Source organism: Micromonospora sp. URMC 105 (assembly GCF_051386295.1).
In the GTDB taxonomy this organism is placed as follows: domain Bacteria; phylum Actinomycetota; class Actinomycetes; order Mycobacteriales; family Micromonosporaceae; genus Micromonospora.
The window spans coordinates 169,719-192,064 of sequence record NZ_JBPQTL010000001.1; the positions used below are offsets into that span (position 1 = coordinate 169,719).

The following is a 22,346-nucleotide window of genomic DNA, read 5'->3' on the forward strand; positions in this document are numbered from 1 at the left end:
ATGGCGGAGGACGGGAAGCTTCTCGACTACCTGAAGCGGGTCACGGCGGATCTCACGCAGACGCGCCAGCGGCTCCAGGAGGTCGAGGGCGTCGAACGCGACCCGATCGCGATCGTGGCGATGGCGTGCCGCTACCCGGGGGACGTGCGTACCCCGGAACAGCTGTGGGACCTGGTCGCCGGTGGGGTGGACGCGGTGGGGCCGCTCCCGACCGACCGGGGCTGGGACCTGGCCCGGCTGCTCGCCGACGACCCCGACCGGATCGGCACCAGCTACGTCGCCGAGGGCGGCTTCCTCGCCGACGCCGCCGAGTTCGACGCCGCCTTCTTCGGCATCTCGCCGCGCGAGGCCGCCGCGATGGACCCGCAGCAGCGGCTGATGCTGGAGGTCTCCTGGGAGGTGCTGGAACGCGCCGGCATCGCCCCGGACGCCGTGCGGGGCAAGCCCGTCGGCGTCTTCACCGGCTCCGGCTACCAGGACTACGGTGACCTGCTCAACGCCGCCCCGGAGGCGGCCGAGGCGTACCTGGGCACCGCGGCGGCGGCCTCGGTGATCGCCGGGCGGGTCGCGTACACGCTGGGGCTGGAGGGGCCCACGCTGACCGTGGACACCGCCTGCTCCTCGTCGCTGGTCGCGCTGCACCTGGCGGTGCAGGCGCTGCGCCGCCGCGAGTGCACCCTCGCCCTGGCCGGCGGGGTGATGGTGATGTCCACCCCGGCGCCGTTCGTGGCGTTCAGCCGGCAGCGTGGGCTCGCCCCCGACGGCCGCTGCAAGGCGTACTCCGACGACGCCGACGGCACCGGCTGGGCCGAGGGCGCCGGCGTGCTGCTGCTCGAACGGCTCTCCGACGCCCGCCGCAACGGTCACCCGGTGCTCGCCGTGGTGCGCGGCAGCGCGGTCAACCAGGACGGCGCGTCCAACGGCCTCACCGCCCCCAGCGGACCGGCCCAGCAGCGGGTCATCCGCGCCGCCCTGGCCAACGCGCAACTGCCGCCCGGCGAGGTCGACGTGGTCGAGGGGCACGGCACCGGCACCACCCTCGGCGACCCGATCGAGGCGCAGGCGCTGCTCGCCACGTACGGGCAGGGCCGGCCGGCGGACCGGCCGCTCTGGCTCGGCTCGCTGAAGTCCAACTTCGGGCACGCGCAGGCTGCCGCCGGGGTCGGCGGTGTGATCAAGATGGTGCAGGCCATCCGGCACGGCCTGCTGCCCAAGAGCCTGCACGTCGGCACCCCGTCGTCGCATGTGGACTGGACGCCGGGGACCGTCCGGCCGCTCGCCGAGGCGCTGCCCTGGCCCGGGTCGGGCCGCCCCCGCCGGGCCGGGGTCTCCTCCTTCGGCGTCAGCGGCACCAACGCGCACGCCATCATCGAGCAGGCCCCCGCGGAGGAGCCGGCCGAGATCACCGCGCCGGCGCCGGCAACGCCGGGGCGTACCCTCGCCTGGGTCCTGTCGGCCCGCGACCCGCAGGCGCTGCGCGCGCAGGCCGCGCGGCTCGCCGCCGTCGCCGCCGGACCCCACCCGGCCGACGTCGGGCACGCCCTGGTCACCGGCCGCTCGGCGCTGGAACACCGCGCCGTCGTCACCGGTACGGAGACCGCCGCGCTGCTGGCCGGCCTGACCGCCCTCGCCGACGACCGGGAGGCCGCCAACCTGGTACGCGGCACCGCCCGCGCCGACGCCCGGGTGGCGTTCGTCTTCCCCGGCCAGGGCTCGCAGTGGGCCGGGATGGCCGTCGAACTGCTCGACTCCTCGCCGGTCTTCGCCGACACGATCGCCGAGTGCGCCCGCGCACTGGAGCCCTTCGTCGACTGGAACCTGGTCGACGTGCTGCGCGGCGCGCCCGGCGCGCCCACCCTCGACCCGGTCGACGTGGTGCAGCCGGTGCTCTGGGCGGTGATGGTCTCCCTGGCCCAGCTGTGGCGCAGCCACGGCGTCGAACCGGCCGCCGTGGTCGGCCACTCGCAGGGCGAGATCGCCGCCGCCTGCGTCGCCGGTGCGCTCACCCTCGACGACGGCGCGCGGGTGGTCGCCCTGCGCAGCCAGGTCATCGCCGCCGAGCTGGCCGGCCTGGGCGGGATGATGTCGGTCTCGCTGCCCGCCGACGCCGCCCGCGAGCGCCTCACCGGCTGGGCGGGACGGCTCTCCCTCGCCGCCGTCAACGGGCCCGGCTCGGTGGTGGTCTGCGGCGAGGTGGACGCCCTCACCGCGTTCCAGGCCGAGCTGGCCGCCGAGGAGATCCGCACCCGGATGATCCCGGTGGACTACGCCTCGCACTCCGTCTTCGTCGAGGGCATCCGCGACCGGCTCGCCGAACTGCTCGCCCCGGTCCGCCCCCGCACCGCCGAAGTGCCGTTCTACTCGGCGGTTACCGGTGGACTGCTGGACACCACCGCCCTCGGCGGCGACTACTGGTACACCAACCTGCGGCAGACCGTGCTCTTCGCCGATGCCACCCGGGCCATGCTCGCCGACGGGCTGACCGTCTTCGTCGAGCCCAGCGCCCACCCGACGCTGAAGGTCGGCATCGAGGAGACCGTCACCGACGCCGGTGCCCCCGCCGTCGTGATCGGTACGCTGCGCCGCGACGACGGCGGGGACGACCGATTCGCCGCCTCGCTCGCCGAGGCGTACGCCCACGGCGTCGGCGTCGACTGGCTGCCGCTGTTCGACGGGCGGCCCGGGCAGCGGGTGGAGCTGCCCACGTACCCGTTCCAGCGCCGCCGGCACTGGCTCGACGCGGCCGCCGCCGGCACCGGCGACGTCACCGGCGCCGGTCAGCACCCCGCCGAGCACCTGCTGCTCAGCGCGGTCGTCGCCACCCCCGCCGACGACGGGGTGGTGCTCACCGGACGGCTCTCCACCAGCACCCACCCGTGGCTGGCCGACCACGCCGTCGCCGGCACCGTGCTGGTCCCCGGCACCGGCCTGGTCGAGCTGGCGCTGCGCGCCGGCGACGAGGTCGGCTGCCCGGCCGTCGACGAGCTGACCATCGGCGCGCCGCTGGTGCTCGCCGACGGCGCCGCCGTGCAGCTGCGGGTCGCCGTCGCCGCGGCGGGGGAGCACGGCGCCCGCCCGGTCAGCGTCTGGTCCCGCCCCGAGGACGCCGCCCCCGACGCGCCCTGGCAGCGGCACGCCACCGGCCGGCTCGCCCCGGCCACCGCCCGCCCCGCCGACGACCTCGCGCAGTGGCCGCCGGCCGGCGCCACCGCCGTCGACGTGGCCGGCCTCTACCCCGACCTGGCCGACGTCGGGCTGACGTACGGGCCGGTGTTCCAGGGGCTGCGGGCCGCCTGGCGAGCCGGCGCCGAGGTGTACGCCGAGGTGGAGTTGCCCGAGGAGGCCACCGCCGACGCCGAGCGCGCCGACCTGCACCCCGCCCTGTTCGACGCCGCGCTGCACGCGGTCGCCCTCACCGACGCCGTCGACGACCGCGCGCTGCTGCCGTTCGCCTTCACCGGCCTCACCCTGCACGCGGTCGGGGCGTCCAGCCTGCGGGTGCGGATCACCCCGCTGCGCGCCGGCGAGGTCGCCGTCACCGCCGCCGACGCCGGCGGCGCGCCGGTGCTCTCGCTCGACTCCCTCGTCCTGCGGCCGCTCCCCGCCGACCTCGCCCCGGCGCCGGCCGGGCCCGTCGCCGAGGCGCTCTACCGCACCGCGTGGACGCCGGTGCCGACCCCGCCGCCCGCGCCCGTCCAGGCTGGACGGTGGGACACCGGCGAGGTCGCCGACGTGGTGGTGCTGCCGGTCCCCGGCGGCGCCGACGCGGCGGCGGTGCACGACACCACCCGCCGGGTCCTCGCCGACCTGCAGCGCTGGCTCGCCGACGACCGGTACGCCGCCACCACCCTGCTGGTGCTCACCCGCGGCGCGGTCGGCCGCGACGGCGAGGACGTCACCGACTTGGCCGGCGCCGCCGTCTGGGGCCTGGTCCGCTCCGCCCAGTCGGAGCACCCGGACCGGATCGTCCTCGCCGACGTCGACGTCGACGTCGAGCACGCCGTCACGCTCGCCCCGACCCTCGTCGCCGCCGGCGAGCCGCAACTGCTGCGGCGCGACGGCGAGCTGCTCGCCACCCGGCTGGTCCGCGCGCCGGTCACCGGCGACGAACCGCCCGCCGCCCGGATCGACCCGGCCGGCACCGTGCTGGTCACCGGCGCCAGCGGCACCCTCGCCGCCGTCGTCGCCCGCCACCTCGTCCTCGCCCACGGGGTACGCCACCTGCTGCTGCTCAGCCGGCGCGGACCGGCCGCCCCCGACGCGGCCGACCTGGCGGCCGAGCTGACCGGCCTCCGTGCCTCGGTCGACCAGGTCGCCTGCGACGTCACCGATCGGAACGCCCTCGCCGCCGTACTGGCCGACGTGCCGGCCGCGCGTCCGCTGACCGCGGTGGTGCACACCGCCGGCGTGCTGGACGACGGCACCATCGCCTCGCTCACCCCGGAGCAGGTCGACGCGGTGCTCGCCCCCAAGGTGGACGCGGCGCTGCACCTGCACGAGCTGACCCGCGACGCCGACCTCGGCGCGTTCGTCCTCTTCGGCTCGGCGGCCGGGGTGGTCGGCGCGCCCGGGCAGGGCAACTACGCGGCGGCGAACGCGTTCCTCGCCGGCCTCGCCGCGCACCGCCGCGCACAGGGGCTGGCCGGCCAGTGCCTGGCCTGGGGTTTCTGGGCGCAGGCCACCGGCATGACCGGGCGGCTCGGCGGCGTCGACCGGGCGCGCATCTCCCGCAGCGGCATGATCGGTCTCGCCGTGGACGAGGGCCTGACCCTGCTCGACGCCGCCCTGGACCGCCCCGACGCCCTGCTGCTGCCGGTCCGCTTCGACCTCGCCGCGGTCCGCGCCCAGGGCGACGTGCCGGCGCTGTTCCGTACCCTGCTGCCGGTCGCCCGGCGCAGCGCCGCCGGGGTACGCGCCGACGCCGGCTCGCTGGTGGACCGGCTGCTCCGGCTGCCCGAGGCCGACCGCGAGCAGGCGGTGCTCGAGCTGGTCCTGGACCGGGTGGCGCTGGTGCTCGGCTTCACCTCGGCCGCCGCCGTCGCCCCGGAGCGGGCGTTCCGCGAGCTGGGTTTCGACTCGCTCACCGCGGTCGAGTTCCGCAACCGGCTCAACCAGACCCTCGGCCTGCGGCTGCCGGTGACCGCGGTCTTCGACTACCCCTCGCCGGCCGTGCTGGCCCGCTTCCTGCTCGACGAGCTCGCCGGCACCACCGCCGTGACGCCGGCCGTGGTGGCGACGAAGCCGCTCGACGAGCCGATCGCCATCGTCGCCATGAGCTGCCGTTTCCCCGGCGGGGTCAGCTCGCCGGAGGAGCTGTGGCGGCTGGTCGCCGACGGGGTGGACGCGATCGGCGACTTCCCCGCCGACCGGGGCTGGAACGTCGACCAGCTGCACGACCCCGACTTCACCACGCCCAACAGCAGCTACACCCGCTCGGGGGGCTTCCTGCACGACGCCGCCGACTTCGACCCGGCGTTCTTCGGGATCAGCCCGAACGAGGCGCTGGGCATGGACCCGCAGCAGCGGCTGCTGCTGGAGTGCGCCTGGGAGACCTTCGAGCGGGCCGGGATCGACCCGGCGACGCTGAAGGGCAGCCCGACCGGGGTCTTCGCCGGCTTGATGTACCACGACTACCCGGCCAACAGCGGCACCGGCGCGGTGGCCTCCGGCCGGGTGGCGTACGTCCTGGGGCTGGAGGGGCCGGCGGTCACCATCGACACCGCCTGCTCCTCGTCGCTGGTGGCGCTGCACCTGGCCGCGCAGGCGCTGCGGTCGGGGGAGTGCGACCTGGCGCTGGCCGGCGGGGTCAGCGTGATGGCCACCCCGGAGATCTTCGTGGAGTTCAGCCGGCAGCGGGCGCTGTCACCGGACGGCCGCTGCCGGGCCTTTGCCGCCGACGCGGCCGGCACGGGCATCGCCGAGGGCGCCGGGTTCCTGCTGGTCGAGCGGCTCTCCGACGCCCGTCGCAACGGGCACCCGGTGCTGGCGGTGGTGCGCGGTTCGGCGGTGAACCAGGACGGTGCGTCGAACGGCATGACCGCGCCGAACGGCCCGTCCCAGCAGCGCGTCATCCGTGCCGCCCTCGCCTCGGCGGGGGTGCCGGCGGCGGAGGTCGACCTGGTCGAGGCCCACGGCACGGGTACGATCCTGGGCGACCCGATCGAGGCGCAGGCCCTGCTCGCCACGTACGGCCGGGAGCGCCCCGCCGACCGGCCCCTCTGGCTGGGCTCGGTGAAGTCGAACCTGGGCCACACCCAGGCGGCGGCCGGGGTGGCCGGGGTGATGAAGGTCGTCCTCGCCATGCGGCACGGGGCGATGCCCCGGACCCTGCACGTGGACGCGCCGTCGCCGCAGGTGGACTGGTCCGCCGGGGCGGTGGAGCTGCTGACGCAGGCCCGGGAGTGGCCGGTGAACGGGCATCCGCGCCGGGCTGGCGTGTCGTCCTTCGGCATCAGCGGCACCAATGCCCACGTCATCATCGAGCAGGCCCCGGACGACGCTTCGGCTGCCGTGCCCGCGACGCCGGCCGACGGTGCCGCCGGTTCGGCGCGCGTCGTGCCCTGGCTGGTGTCCGCCCGCTCGGAGGCCGCGCTGCGGGCCCAGGCCGGGCGCCTTTCCGGGTACGCGAACGAGCGCGCCGACCTGCGCGACGGCGACATCGCGTGGTCCCTGGCCACCGGGCGGGCGCGCTGGGAACGGCGAGCGGTCGTCCTCGGTGCCGGCCGGACCGAGCTGCGGCGCGGCCTGGACGCCCTCGCCGCCGGTACATCCGACCCGGCGCTGGTGTCCGGCGTGGCCCGGGCCGGCCGGCTGGCGGTGCTTTTCACCGGTCAGGGCGCGCAGCGCCTGGGCATGGGCCGTTCGTTGCACGCGGTGTTCCCGGTGTTCGCTGCTGCCTTCGATGCGGTGGTGTCGGAGCTGGATGCGCATCTGGATCGGCCGTTGCGGTCGGTGGTGTGGGGTGATGACGAGGAGCTGATTCGGCTTACGGGGTTTGCGCAGGCGGGTTTGTTCGCCGTCGAGGTGGCGTTGTTCCGGTTGGTGGTGTCGTGGGGTGTGCGGCCGGATTTCGTGGCGGGGCATTCGATCGGTGAGCTGGCTGCCGCGCATGTGGCGGGGGTGTTGTCGCTGTCGGATGCGGCTCGTCTGGTGGCGGCGCGGGGCCGGTTGATGCAGGCGTTGCCGGCTGGTGGGGCGATGGTCGCCATTCAGGCGTCGGAGGAGGAGGTGCGGGAGGCGCTGGCGGGGTCGGGTGCCTCTGTCGGGTCCTACCAATCTGATGACGTCGATGATTCAACCGCCGCCGGTGCGGACATCGCCGCGGTCAACGGCCCCCGATCGGTGGTCATCTCCGGGCCGGAAGCCGCCGTGCTCACGGTCGCGGAACACTTCACGAACCAGGGTCGCAAGACCACCCGGCTGCGGGTCAGCCACGCGTTCCACAGCCGGTTGATGGACCCGATGCTCGACGACTTCCGCACTGTGGCGGCAAGCCTGACCTACGCCGAGCCGGAACTCCCGGTCGTGTCCAACCTGACCGGCGCCGTGGCGAGCAGCGAGCTGACCGACCCCGACTACTGGGTGCGCCACGTCCGCGAGAGCGTCCGCTTCGCCGACGGCATCACCGCACTGCACCAGGCGGGCGCGACCACGTTCCTGGAGCTCGGCCCCGACGCCGCCCTCACCCCCATGATCGAGAGCATCCTCACCGACGACGCCACGATCATTCCCAGCCTGCGCCGCGGACACGACGAACACCGCCAGGCCCTCACCGCCCTGGCGAAGCTGCACGTCACCGGCACCACCGTCGACTGGACCACGCTGCTCACCGGCACCCGCGTCGAGCTGCCCACCTACCCGTTCCAGCGACAGCGCTACTGGGCCGACGCGCGGGAGTACTGGGCGGACGCCTGGGCCGGGGCGGGGGACGGCGAGGTCGTCGCCGCCGGACTGGCCGCGCTGCGGCACCCCCTGCTCGGCGCCGAGGTGGTCGTACCGGACTCCGGCGGGGTGGTGCTGACCGGACGGGTCTCCCTCGCCACCCACCCGTGGCTCGCCGACCACGCCGTCGCCGGGACGGTGCTGCTGCCCGGCGCCGCCCTGGTCGACCTGGCCGTGCACGCCGGTGACCGGGTCGGCTGCCCGCACCTGGTCGAGCTGACCCTCCAGGCGCCGCTGCCGCTGCCCGACCGCGCGGCGGTCGTGCTGCGGGTCGTCGTCGGCGGGGCGGACGAGGCGGGCAACCGGAGCGTCGCCGTCTACTCCGGAGACGACGCCGAGGACACCACCTGGACCGCCCACGCCGTCGGGCTGCTCTCCACCTCCGTACCGGCACCGGCCGCGCCGCTGGAGGCCTGGCCGCCGGCCGGCGCCACCCCGCTGCCGGTCGACGACGGCTACCAGCGGCTGCTCGCCGACGGCTACGCGTACGGGCCGACGTTCCAGGGCCTGCGTGCGGCCTGGCGGCACGGCGCCGAGGTATACGCCGAGGTCGTGCTCCCCGAGCCGGCCCACCCGGACGCCGCCCACTTCGGGCTGCACCCCGCGCTGCTCGACGCCGGCCTGCACGCCGCCCTGATCGACGCCGCCGACCGCGATGCCGCCGACGCGTCGACCGGGGAGACGCTGCTGCCGTTCGCCTGGACCGGGGTGTCCCTGCACGCCGCCGGCGCCACCGCGCTGCGGGTACGCATCACCCGCCGCGGCCCCCGCAGTGCCGCCGTGACGGTGGCCGACGCGGCCGGGCAGCCGGTGCTCACCGTGGACTCGCTGGACTACCGCGCGGTCAGCGCCGACCAGCTCGACCCCGGCACCCGCCCCGAAGCGATGTACCGGCTCGACTGGGTGCCGCTGACCGGCACCACCCCGCAGGCGGGGACCGAGCAGGTGGTGCTGGTGGGTACGCCCCCGGCGGGGGCGGCGGCGCTGCCGACCCACCCGGACCTCGCCGCGCTCGCCGATGCCGTCGACGCGGGCGCCCCGGTGCCCGACCGGGTGCTGGTCACCGTGCCGGCGTTCCCCGGTGGGGACGTGCCGGCGCGGCTGCGCGCGGCGATGGCGTGGACGCTACGGCTGGCCCAGGAGTGGGTGGCCGACGCCCGCTTCGGCACGGCCCGGCTGGTGCTGGTCACCACCGACGCCGTACCGGTGGGTGGGGGCGACGTCGATCTCACCACCGCGCCGCTGTGGGGTCTGCTCCGGTCGGCGGAGGCCGAACACCCGGGCCGGTTCGCGCTGCTGGACCTCGACCGCACCGTCGAATCGGGTCGTCGCCTGCCGGCGGCGCTGGCCTGCGGCGAGCCGGAGCTGGCGCTGCGCGGCGGCGACATCCGGGTGCCGCGTCTGGTCCGCGCGGCGGAGCCCGCGACCCCGGCCGCCCCGCGTGAGCACGGCACCGTTCTGGTCACCGGCGGGACCGGCGGCCTGGGCGCGCTGGTCGCCCGGCACCTCGTCACCGCCCTCGGCGTCCGCCACCTGCTGCTGACCAGCCGGCGCGGCATCGACGCGCCCGGCGCCCGGGATCTGGTCGCCGAGCTGGCCGACCTGGGCGGCGACGTCACCGTCGCCGCCTGCGACGTGACCGACCCCGACGCGCTGGCCGGGCTGCTGGCCAGCGTGCCCGCCGCCCGCCCGCTGACCGGGGTGGTGCACGCCGCCGGTGTCCTCGACGACGGCGTCCTCGGCGCGCTCACCCCCGAACGGGTCGACGCCGTCCTCGCCCCCAAGGCGACCGCCGCCTGGCACCTGCACGAACTCGCCCGCGACCTGCGGATGTTCGTGCTCTTCTCGTCGGCGGCCGGGGTGCTCGGCGCGCCCGGCCAGAGCGGGTACGCCGCCGCCAACGTCTTCCTCGACGCCCTGGCCGCGCATCGTCGCGCCGCGGGACTGCCGGCCGTCTCGCTGGCGTGGGGGCTGTGGGCGGGCGACGGGATGGGCGACCGGCTCACCGCCGCCGAGCTGCGCCGGCTGGGCCGCAACGGCTTCCCGCCGCTCACCCGCACCGAGGGACTCGACCTGTTCACCGCGGCGCTCGACGCCGCCGAGCCGCTGCGGGTGCCGGTCCGCCTCGACCTGCCGGCCCTGCGTGCGGTCGCCGCCGGCCAACCCCTCCCGGCCGCCCTGCGCGGCCTCGTCCCGCCGGCCCGGCCGGTCGCGCGAGCCGGCGCCACCGCGCCGGCCGGCGGTGACGACCTGCTCCGCCGGCTCGCCGGCCGGTCCGGCTCCGAGCGCCGCGAGGCCCTCCTCGATCTGGTACGCGTCGAGATCGCCGCCGTGCTCGGCCACGCCTCGGTCGACGCCGTCCAGCCCGACCAGGCCTTCAAGGACCTCGGCTTCGACTCGCTGTCGGCGGTGGAGCTGCGCAACCGGTTGACCGCGGTGACCGGGCTGCGGCTGCCGGCCACGCTGGTCTTCGACCACCCCACGGCGATCGCCGTGGCCGCGCACCTCGACGAGGTGCTCACCCCCGGCGAGGCGACCCCGGCCGGCGCCGTCCCGGCGGCACGACCGGCCGACGAGCCGATCGCCATCGTCGCGATGAGCTGCCGCTTCCCCGGTGGCGTCGGCTCGCCCGAGCAGCTGTGGGAGCTGGTCGCCGGCGGTGTGGACGCGATCGGTGACTTCCCCGCCGACCGGGGCTGGGACGTCGACGGCATCTACCACCCGGAGCGGGGCGCCGAGGGGCGGACCTACTCCCGCTCCGGTGGCTTCCTCGCCGACGCCGCCGAGTTCGACGCCGGCTTCTTCGGCATCAGCCCGAACGAGGCGGTGGCGATGGACCCGCAGCAACGGCTGCTGCTGGAGTGCGCCTGGGAGACCTTCGAACGGGCCGGGATCGACCCGGGCACGCTCAAGGGCAGTCCCACCGGCGTCTTCGCCGGCGTGATGTACCACGACTACCAGGACAACACGAACACCGGCTCGATCGCCTCCGGCCGGGTCGCGTACGCCTTCGGGCTGGAGGGGCCGGCGGTCACCGTGGACACCGCCTGCTCGTCGTCGCTGGTCGCGTTGCACCTGGCCGCGCAGGCGCTGCGGTCGGGGGAGTGCAGCCTTGCGCTCGCCGGTGGCGTGACCGTGATGGCCACCCCGGACACGTTCGTCGAGTTCAGCCGGCAGCGCGGGCTCTCCCCGGACGGCCGGTGCCGCTCCTTCGGCGCGGGCGCCGACGGCACCGGCTTCTCCGAGGGCGCGGGCCTGCTGCTGGTCGAGCGCCTCTCCGACGCCCGCCGCCACGGCCACCCCGTCCTCGCCGTGCTGCGGGGTTCGGCGGTGAACTCCGACGGTGCGTCGAACGGGCTGACCGCGCCGAACGGTCCCGCCCAGCAACGGGTGATCCGCGCGGCCCTCGCCTCGGCCCGGGTGCCGGCCGCCGAGGTCGACGTGGTGGAGGCGCACGGCACGGGTACGACCCTGGGTGACCCGATCGAGGCGCAGGCGCTGCTGGCCACGTACGGCCGGGAGCGCCCGGCGGACCGTCCGCTCCAGCTCGGGTCGATCAAGTCGAACATCGGCCACACCCAGGCTGCCGCAGGCGTCGCCGGGGTGATCAAGATGGTCTTGGCGATGCGGCACGGGCTGATGCCCCGCACCCTGCACGCCGAGGAGCGCTCGCCGCAGGTGGACTGGTCCGCCGGCGCGGTCGAGCTGCTGACCGATGCGCGCGAGTGGGCGGCGAACGGGCATCCGCGCCGCGCGGGGATCTCCTCCTTCGGGCTCTCCGGCACCAACGCCCACGTCATCGTCGAGGAGGCGCCCCGCGACGCGGAGCCCTTTACCACAAGCGGACCGGTCGACGGCCTCGTGCCCTGGCTGGTGTCGGCGCGGTCCGACACCGCCGTACGCGACCTCGCCGGCCGGCTCGCCGACCTCGCCGCGCGGATCGACCCGGCGGACGTGCCGGCGGCCGGCCGGACGCTCGCCACCGGACGGGCGCTCTTCGGTCACCGGGCGGTGGTGCTGGGCGCGGACCCGGCGGAACTCTCCGCCGGACTGACCGCCCTGGCCACCGGCGCCGGCGCCCCCGGCCTGGTCACCGGCCTGGCCCGACCGGGCGGCCGGCTGGCGGTGCTCTTCACCGGCCAGGGCGCGCAGCGCCTGGGCATGGGCCGTTCGTTGCACGCGGCCTTCCCGGTGTTCGCTGCTGCCTTCGGTGCAGTGGTGTCGGAGCTAGATGCGCATCTGGATCGGCCGTTGCGGTCGGTGGTGTGGGGTGATGACGAGGAGCTGATTCGGCTTACGGGGTATGCGCAGGCGGGGTTGTTCGCCGTCGAGGTGGCGCTGTTCCGGCTGATGGAGTCGTGGGGTGTGCGGGCGGACTTCGTGGCCGGGCACTCGATCGGTGAGCTGACCGCCGCCCATTTGGCCGGGGTGTTGTCGCTGTCGGATGCGGCTCGTCTGGTGGCGGCGCGGGGCCGGTTGATGCAGGCGTTGCCGGCTGGTGGGGCGATGGTCGCCATTCAGGCGTCTGAGGAGGAGGTGCGGGCTGTCCTGGCGGGTCCGGGTGCCTCTGTGGGGTCCTACCAATCTGATGTCGTAAACGATTCAGCCTTCAACGGCAACGGCAACGGCAACGGCGCGGTTGCGGTCCACGGCGCGGGCATCCCGGTCACAGGTGCCGCCGGTGTGGACATCGCCGCCGTCAACGGTCCCCGGTCGGTCGTCATCTCCGGGCCGGAAGCCGCCGTGCTCGCGGTCGCCGAACACTTCACCAACCAGGGGCGGAAGACGACCCGGCTGCGGGTCAGTCACGCCTTCCACAGCGGGTTGATGAATCCGATGCTCGACGATTTCCGCGCGGTCGCGACGGAGCTGACCTATGCCGAGCCGCGCCTCCCGCTGGTGTCGAACCTGACCGGTGCTCTCGCCACGACCGAGCTGACCGATCCGGACTACTGGGTGCGGCACGTGCGCGAGGCGGTCCGCTTCGCCGACGGCGTCACCGCCCTGCATCAGGCGGGCGCGACCACGTTCCTCGAACTCGGCCCGGACGCCGCCCTCACCCCGCTGATCGAGGGCATCCTCACCGACGACGTCACGATCGTGCCAAGCCTGCGGCGGGGACACGACGAACACCGCCAAGCTTTGACCGCCCTGGCCAGGCTGCACGTCACCGGCAGCACCGTCGACTGGACCGCCCTGCTCCCGCAGACCGGCCGCACCGTCGACCTGCCCACCTACCCCTTCCAGCGGCAGCGGTACTGGCAGCGGACCAGCACCGCCGACGGTGACCTGGGTGCCGCCGGGGTCGACGCCGCGCGGCACCCGCTGCTCGGCGCCGCCGTCACCCTCGCCGGTTCGGACAGCACCGTCCTCACCGGACGGCTCTCCGTGCACAGCCAGCCCTGGCTCGCCGACCACGTGGTGGGCGGCGCGATCCTGCTGCCGGGCACCGGCTTCGTGGAGCTGGCACTGAGCGCGGGCGGGCAGGTCGGCTGCGACGCCCTCACCGAACTGGTCCTCGAAGCGCCGCTGGTCGTACCGGACCGCGGCGGGGTCACCGTCCAGGTGCTGCTCGGCGCGGCCGACGAGACGGGCAGCCGGCCGGTCACCGTCCACTCCCGGGACGGCGGGCCGGATCAGCCGTGGACCCGGCACGCCACCGGCACCGTCGCCCCGGCCACCCGGCCACCGTCGTTCGACCTGGCCGCGTGGCCGCCGCCGGGCGCCGTCCCGGTCGACCTCACCGGACGGTACGACGCCCAGGCCGCCGCCGGGTTGGCCTACGGGCCGGCGTTCCAGGGGCTGCGCGCCGCGTGGAGCGCCGGCGACCAGGTGTACGCCGAGGTGGCCCTGCCGGTCGGGGACGGCGCCGACGACGGGTACCGGATGCACCCCGCCCTGCTCGACGCCTGCCTCCAGGCGGTCGGCTTCGACACCGCCCAGGTCGCGCCGGTCCGGCTGCCGTTCGCCTTCGCCGGTGTCACCGTCGCGGTCCCCGACGCCACCACCGTCCGGGTGCGGGTCACCCCGGCCGGCGATGGGGTACGGCTCGACATCGCCGACGCGGCCGGCCTGCCGGTCGCCTCGGTGGAGACGCTCACCCTGCGGGAACTCTCCGCCGCCCAGCTCGCCGCAGGCCGGCCGGACCCGCTGTACCAGCTGGCGTGGCAGCCCGCCGGGCCGGTCGACGCGCCTCCGGTGCGCTGGGCGGCGTGGGAGGACGTCCGCGACGACGTACCCGAGGTGGTGGTGCTGGGGTCGGAGCCCGGCCGGGACGCCGCCGCCGTGCACCGGGCGACCCACCGGGCCCTAGAGTGCGTCCAGACCTGGCTCGCCGACGACCGGTACGCCCGGTCCACCCTGCTGGTGGTCACCCGGGGCGCGGTCGCGGTGGGCGGCGAGGAGGCCCCCGACCTGGCCGGCGCGGCCGTCTGGGGGCTGGTCCGGTCCGCCCAGTCGGAGCAGCCGGACCGGATCGTCCTGGCCGACCTCGACGCCCCGGACGACCCGGCGGCGCTCGCCCTGGCCGTCGCGACCAGGGAACCGCAGGTCGCCGTCCGCGCCGGCAGCGCCCAGGTGGCCCGGCTGGCCCGGCTCACGGCCACCCCGGACGCCCCGCCGGCCACCGTGTTCGGCGAGGCGGGGACCACGCTGGTCACCGGCGCGACGGGCCTGCTCGGCCGGCTCGTCGCCCGGCACCTGGTCACCACCCACGGCGTACGCCGACTGCTGCTGACCAGCCGGCGGGGCGCGGCGGCGGCCGGGGCGGACGACCTCGTCGCCGAGCTGACCGCGCTCGGCGCGGACGTCCGGCTCGCCGCCTGCGACATGGGCGACCGGGACGCCGTGGCGGCTCTGCTGGCCGGGCTCGACCCGGCGCACCCGCTCACCGGGGTCGTGCACTCCGCCGGTGTGCTCGACGACGGCGTGATCGGTTCGCTCACCCCGGACCGCGTCGACGTCGTGTTCCGCCCCAAGGTGGACGCGGCGTTGCACCTGCACGAGCTGACCGCCGGGTTGCCGCTCACCGCGTTCGTGCTCTTCTCCTCCGCCGCCGGGGTGGTCGGCAACCCCGGCCAGGGCAGCTACGCCGCCGCCAACGCCTGCCTGGACGCGCTCGCTGCGCACCGCCGGGCCGCCGGGCTGCCCGCCCAGTCGCTCGCCTGGGGCGCGTGGGCCGGCGACGCAGGGATGGCCGCCGATCTCACCGACGGCGACCGGGCCCGCGTCGAGCGGACCGGGGTCCGCCCGCTGGCACCCGCCGAAGGGCTCGCGCTGCTGGACGCGGCCGCCGCCACCGACGCGGCGGTGGTCGTACCGGTGGGGTTGGACCTGGCGGCGCTGGCCGGCGTACCCGACCTGCCGCCGCTCTTCCGTGGTCTGGTGCGGCGACCGGCGCGCGCCGGTGGCGGAGCCGGCTCGGACGCCGCGGCGGCCCTGACCCGGCGGCTGGCCGCGCTGCCGGCCGACGAGCGCGAGGCCGCGCTGCTCGACGTGGTGCTCACCCAGGCGGCGGCGATCCTCGGGCACGCCGGCCCGCAGGACGTCGACCCCGACCGGGCGTTCCAGGAACTCGGCTTCGACTCGCTGAGCGCGGTGGAGTTCCGCAACCAGCTCAACAGCGCGACCGGGCTGCGACTGCCCGCCACGCTGATCTTCGACCACCCCAACGCGCGGGTCCTCGCCGCCGAACTGGTCACCGCGCTCGTCCCGGCACCGACCGGCGGCCTGCCCGAGGACCGGGTACGGGAGGTCCTCCAGGGCATCCCGCTGAACCGGCTGCGCGAGGCCGGGCTGCTGGACCGGCTGCTCGAACTCGGCGGGTTCGCCCCCACGCCGGACACCACCGACGCCCTCGCGGCGGCGGACGACGAGGCCGGCCGCTCGATCGACGAGATGGACGCCGACGACCTGATCAGCATGGCGCTGGGCGACCAGGACCTCGACGACCTCATGACAGGAGACCCCCGATGACCGACGACAAGCTCGTCGCCGCGCTGCGCAGCTCGCTCAAGGAGACCGAGCGGCTGCGCGCGCAGAACCGGCGGCTCACCGCGGCCGCCCACGAGCCGGTCGCGATCGTCGGGATGAGCTGCCGATTCCCCGGCGGGGTCAGCACCCCGGAGCAGCTGTGGCGGCTGGTCGCCGACGGGGTCGACGCGATCGGCGACTTCCCCGCCGACCGGGGCTGGAACGTCGACGAGCTCTACGACCCGACCGGCGAGCGGCCGCACACCAGCTACGTTCGGCAGGGCGGGTTCCTCGCCGACGCCGCCGCCTTCGACCCGGCGTTCTTCGGGATCAGCCCCAACGAGGCGACCATCATGGACCCGCAGCAGCGGCTGCTGCTGGAGTGCGCGTGGGAGGCCTTCGAGCGGGCCGGGATCGACCCCGGCACGCTGCGCGGCAGCCGTACCGGGGTCTTCGCCGGGCTGATGTACCACGACTACGCCAGCAGCCACGCCACCGGATCGGTCGCCTCCGGCCGGGTGGCGTACGCGCTGGGACTGGAGGGGCCGGCGGTCACCGTGGACACCGCCTGCTCGTCGTCGCTGGTCGCGTTGCACCTGGCGGTGCAGGCGCTGCGGTCGGGGGAGTGCACCCTGGCGCTCGCCGGCGGCGCGGCGGTGATGGCGACGCCGGAGGCGTTCGTCGAGTTCAGCCGCCAGCGCGGTCTCGCCCCGGACGGCCGGTGCAAGTCCTTCGGCGCGGGCGCCGACGGCACCGGGTGGGGCGAGGGCGCGGGCTTCCTGCTCGTCGAGCGCCTGTCGGACGCCCAGCGGCTCGGCCACCCGGTGCTGGCCGTGGTGCGCGGCACGGCGGTCAACCAGGACGGCGCGTCGAACGGCTTCTTCGCCCCGAACGGTCCCGCCCAGCAACGGGTGATCCGCGCCGCCCTCGCCTCGGCCGGCGTACCGGCCGCCGAGGTGGACGTGGTGGAGGCGCACGGCACCGGCACCACCCTCGGCGACCCGATCGAGGCGCAGGCCCTGCTGGCCACGTACGGCCAGGAGCGGCCGGCGGACCGTCCGCTCTGGCTGGGGTCGATCAAGTCGAACCTGGGGCACACCCAGGCCGCCGCCGGGGTGGCCGCCGTGATCAAGATGGTGCAGGCGATGCGGCACGGGCTGATGCCCCGGAGCCTGCACGCCGAGGAGCGCTCCCCGCAGGTCGACTGGTCGTCCGGTGCCGTCGAGCTGCTGACCGAGGCGCGCGAGTGGCCGGCCGACGGGCACCCGCGCCGGGCCGGCATCTCGTCGTTCGGGCTCTCCGGCACCAACGCCCACGTCATCGTCGAACAGGCCCCGGAGTCCGCTGCGGAACCGGAGGTTCCCGCCGTCCCGTCTCCGTCGCTGGTGCCCTGGGTGCTGTCGGCGAAGTCCGAGACGGCGGTACGGGAACTCGCCGGCCGCTTTGCCGGCGTCGCCGCGCACCTCGCGCCGCCGGACCTGAGCCCTGCGGCCCGAACGCTGGTCACCGGTCGGGCGGCGTTCGGCCACCGTGCGGTGGTGCTGGGCGCGGACCCGGCCGAGCTCTCCGCCGGGCTGACGGCGGTGGCGGCGGGGGAGTCCGCGCCGCAGGCCGTCTCCGGCGTTGCGCGGTCGAATGGTCGGCTGGCGGTGTTGTTCACCGGTCAGGGCGCGCAGCGTCTGGGGATGGGCCGTGAGTTGCATGCGGTGTTCCCGGTGTTCGCTGCTGCCTTCGATGCGGTGGTGTCGGAGCTGGATGCGCATCTGGATCGGCCGTTGCGGTCGGTGGTGTGGGGTGATGACGAGGAGCTGATTCGGCTTACGGGGTTTGCGCAGGCGGGGTTGTTCGCGGTCGAGGTGGCGTTGTTCCGGTTGGTGGTGTCGTGGGGTGTGCGGCCGGATTTCGTGGCGGGGCATTCGATCGGTGAGCTGGCTGCCGCGCATGTGGCGGGGGTGTTGTCGCTGTCGGATGCGGCTCGTCTGGTGGCGGCGCGGGGCCGGTTGATGCAGGCGTTGCCGGCTGGTGGGGCGATGGTCGCGGTGCAGGCGTCGGAGGACGAGGTCCGGGCCGTCCTGGCGGGGCTGGGTGCCTTTGTCGGGTCCTACCAATCTGATGACGTAGATGATTCAACCTCCAACAGCACCGGCACCGGCACCGGCCTGGGCATCGGCAACGCCAACGGCGCGGTCGCCGCCAACAACGGCGGCGGCCCGGTCGCGGCCAATGGTGACGGCAGCGGCGCGGTCGCGACCCACGGCATCGCCACGGCGGCGGGCGCTGGGGTGGACATCGCCGCCGTCAACGGCCCCCGGTCCGTGGTCATCTCCGGGCCCGAGGATGCCGTGCTCGCGGTCGCCGAACACTTCACCAACCAGGGCCGCAAGACCACCCGGCTGCGGGTCAGCCACGCCTTCCACAGCGGGCTGATGGACCCGATGCTCGACGACTTCCGCGCCGTCGCGGTGAGCCTGACCTACGCCGAGCCGCGACTCCCGGTCGTGTCGAACCTGACCGGCGCCATCGCCACGACCGAGCTGACCGACCCCGACTACTGGGTGCGGCACGTGCGGGAGGCGGTCCGCTTCGCCGACGGGATCACCGCTCTTCATGCCGCCGGAGCGACGACCTTCCTGGAACTCGGCCCGGACGCCGCCCTCACCCCGCTGATCGAGGGCATCGTCGGCGACGAGGTCACGATCGTGCCCAGCCTGCGGCGGGGACACGACGAACACCGCCAGGCCCTCACCGCCCTGGCCAAGCTGCACGTCACCGGCACCACCGTCGACTGGACCGCACTGGTCCCGCAGACGACCCGCACCGTCGACCTGCCGACCTACCCGTTCCAGCGGCAGCGGTACTGGCTACACACCCTCGACTACCTCGCCGAGTCCTGGCTGGCCGGCGCGCTCGGCGACGACCCCGCCGCACTCGGCCTCACCCCCGTCGACCACCCGCTGCTGCGCGCCGCCGTGGCCACCGCCCAGGCCGACGGCCTCGTCCTCACCGGCCGGCTCTCCCGGCAGGCCCAGCCCTGGCTCGCCGACCACGACGTGCTCGGCACCGTGCTGCTGCCCGGCACCGGACTGGTCGAACTCGCCCTGCGTGCCGGCGAGGAGGTCGGCTGCCACCGCCTCGACGAGCTGACCCTCACCGCGCCGCTGGTGCTGCCCGAACGGGGCGACGTCATGGTGCAGGTCGTCGTCGGCGATCCGGACACCGCCGGACGGCGTACCGTCGGCGTCTACTCCCGGTCACCCGGCGGCCGCTGGACCCTGCACGCCGACGGGCTGCTCGCCGCGGACGCCGCCGAACCCTCCGTCGACCTGGCCGCCTGGCCGCCGCCGGGCGCGACGCCGCTGGACACCGAGGGGGCGTACGAGCGGCTGCGCGGGCGGGGATACGCGTACGGGCCGACGTTCCAGGGGCTGCGGGCCGCCTGGGAACGCGACGACGAGCTGTACGCGGAGGTGGCCCTGCCCGACGAGGCGTACCCGGACGCCGCCCGGTTCGGCCTGCACCCGGCCCTGCTCGACGCCGCCATGCACGCCTCCCTGCTCCAGGATCACGACGGTTCCGGGGCGACCCTGCTGCCGTTCGCCTGGAACGGCGTGTCCCGGCACGCCGTCGGTGCCACCGCGCTGCGGCTGCGGATGGCCCCCACCGGCCCGGACAGTGTCACCCTCGCCGTCGCCGACCCGTCCGGGCAGCCGGTGCTCACCGTCGGTTCGCTGGTCTCCCGTCCGGTCTCCGCCGCTCAGCTCGACGGCGTCCGGGCCGGCCGCGACCAGGTGCTGCACCGGGTGCGCTGGCAGTCGGCGGTCACCCCGGACGCAGCGCCGGACCCGGCCCGCTGGGCGGTGCTGGGCGACGCCGCCGTGCCGGGGGTGCCGGCGTACGCCGATCTGGACGCGCTGGGCGCGGCGGTCGACGTACCGGAGGTGGTGCTGCTGCCGCTCGGTGCCGGCGACGGCGACGTGCCGGCGGCGGTGCGGGAGGTGACCGGGGCGGCGCTGTCGGCCGTGCGGGCCTGGCTGGCCGACGAGCGGTTCGCCCGCTCCCGGCTGGTCCTGCTCACCCGGGACGCCGTGGTCACCGGCCCCGACGACCGGGTGGCGCTGGACCAGGCGCCGGTCTGGGGTCTGGTCCGGGCGGCCCAGGCGGAGAACCCGGAGCGGTTCGTCCTCGCCGACACCGACGGCCGGCCGGAGTCCTCGGCCGCGCTGCCGGCGGCCCTCGCGGCCGGGGAGCCGGAGCTGGCGCTGCGCGCCGGACGGCTGTTCGTGCCCCGGCTCGTCCCGGTGACCGATGCCGCGCCGCCCGAAGCCGCGACCGGCCGGGCCGTGACCGACACCCCCGACGGCGCGACGACCAACGCTGCGACGACCGACGCTGCGACGACCGACGCCGGGACGACCGACGCCGGGACGACCGACGCCGAGACGGGCGACCACGCCCCGACCGGCGACCCGGCGACCGGCGGCCCGAGCGCCGGCACGGCGCTGATCACCGGGGGTACCGGCGGGCTCGGCGCGCTGGTGGCCCGGCACCTGGTCACGGCGCACGGCGTGCGGCACCTGGTGCTCACCAGCCGGCGCGGGTCCGCGGCCCCCGGCGCCGAGGCGCTGGTCACCGAGCTGACCGGGCTCGGTGCGACGGTGCGCGTGGCGGCCTGCGACGCCGCCGACCGGGACGCCCTCGCCGCCGTGCTGGCCGGCATCCCCGCCGCGCACCCGCTACGGATCGTGGTGCACGCCGCCGGGGTGGCCGACAATGGCGTCGCTGCCAGCCTCACCCCGGAACGGCTGGCCGTCACCCTCGCGCCCAAGGTGGACGGTGCCTGGCACCTGCACGAACTGACCCGCGAAGCCGACCTGACCGCGTTCGTGCTCTTCTCCTCCGCGGGCGGGCTGGTGCTCGCCGCCGGCCAGGCCGGCTACGCGGCGGCGAACGTCTTCCTCGACGCACTCGCCGAGCACCGGGCCGCGCAGGGGCTGCCGGCGACCTCGCTGGCGTACGGGCTGTGGGGCACCGACGCCGGTCTGGGCGCCGCGCTCAGCGACGCCGACCTGGAACGGATGGCCCGGCAGGGCTTCCCCGCGCTCACCGAGGCCGACGGGCTGGCCGCGTTCGACGCCGCGCTGCGGGACCGGCCGGTCACGCTCGCCCCGCTCCGGATCGACCCGGCCGCCGTGCGCACCGACGCCGGCATCCCCGCGCTGCTGCGCGCGCTGGTCCGCGCGCCCCGGCGGCTGCGCCGGGCCACCGACACCGCGACCGGCGCGACCGCCGGGCGGTTCGCCGGACTGTCCGGCCCCGATCGGGTACGCGCCCTGCGCGACCTGGTTCGCGCGCAGGTCGCCGCCGTCCTCGGGTACGACTCGGCCGAGGCGGTGGAGCCGGACCGGGCCTTCTCCGAGCTGGGCTTCGACTCGCTGTCGGCGGTGGAACTGCGCAACGCGCTCGGCGCGGCGACCGACCTGCGGCTGCCCGCCACGCTGATCTTCGATTACCCGACCGCCGACGCCGTCGCGGCGTACCTCGACTCGCTGCTCGGCGGCGGACAGTTCGAGGCCCCCACCCAGGCCGGGCCGCGCCCGGTGGACGAGCCGATCGCCATCGTCGGAATGAGCTGCCGCTTCCCCGGCGGGGTGGGCTCACCGGAGGAGCTGTGGCGGCTGGTAGCCGACGGGGTGGACGCGATCGCGCCGCTGCCCACCGACCGGGGCTGGGCCGACGACCTGTACCACCCCGAGCCGGGCCACCCCGGCCGCTGCTACGCCCGGGCCGGTGGCTTCCTGCCCGACGCCGCCGACTTCGACGCCGGTTTCTTCGGCATCAGCCCCAACGAGGCGTACGCGGTGGACCCGCAGCAGCGGCTGCTGCTCGAGTGCGCCTGGGAGGCGTTCGAGCGGGCCGGAATCGACCCGGGCACCCTCAAGGGCAGCCCCACCGGCGTCTTCGCGGGCCTGATGTACCACGACTACGGCTACGGCAGCTCCGCCGGCGGCAGCGCGGCGGCCGGTCGGGTGTCGTACGTGCTGGGCCTGGAGGGCCCGGCGGTGGCGGTGGACACCGCCTGCTCGTCGTCGCTGGTGGCGTTGCACCTGGCCGTGCAGGCGCTGCGGTCGGGGGAGTGCTCGCTGGCGCTGGCCGGTGGCGTGACCGTGATGGCCACCCCGGAGATCCTGATCGAGTTCTCCCGGCAGCGCGGCCTCTCCCTGGACGGCCGGTGCCGCTCCTTCGGGGCGGGCGCCGACGGCACCGGCTGGGCCGAGGGCGCGGGCTTCCTGCTGGTCGAGCGCCTGTCGGACGCCGAACGGCTCGGCCACCCGGTGCTGGCCGTGGTGCGCGGTTCCGCGGTGAACCAGGACGGTGCGTCGAACGGCTTCTTCGCCCCGAACGGCCCGTCGCAGCAGCGGGTGATCCGGGCGGCC

The 22,346-nt window shown here is 75.9% G+C and carries 2 protein-coding genes (1 of these 2 only partly in view); both read left to right on the forward strand.

Annotated features, from left to right (window positions below; genetic code table 11):
- Positions 1-15,915: an SDR family NAD(P)-dependent oxidoreductase gene (locus ACSNN7_RS00570; protein ID WP_436678491.1), complete on the forward strand. Its 15,915-nt coding sequence runs from the start codon at positions 1-3 to the stop codon at positions 15,913-15,915.
- Positions 15,912-22,346, forward strand: partial view of a type I polyketide synthase gene (locus ACSNN7_RS00575; RefSeq protein WP_436678492.1) — the 5' portion only. Its footprint extends 5,475 nt past the window's final position; only the first 6,435 of its 11,910 coding nucleotides appear in the window; it begins with the start codon at positions 15,912-15,914; its stop codon lies off the right edge, out of view. The genes ACSNN7_RS00570 and ACSNN7_RS00575 overlap by 4 nt, the downstream gene beginning before the upstream one ends.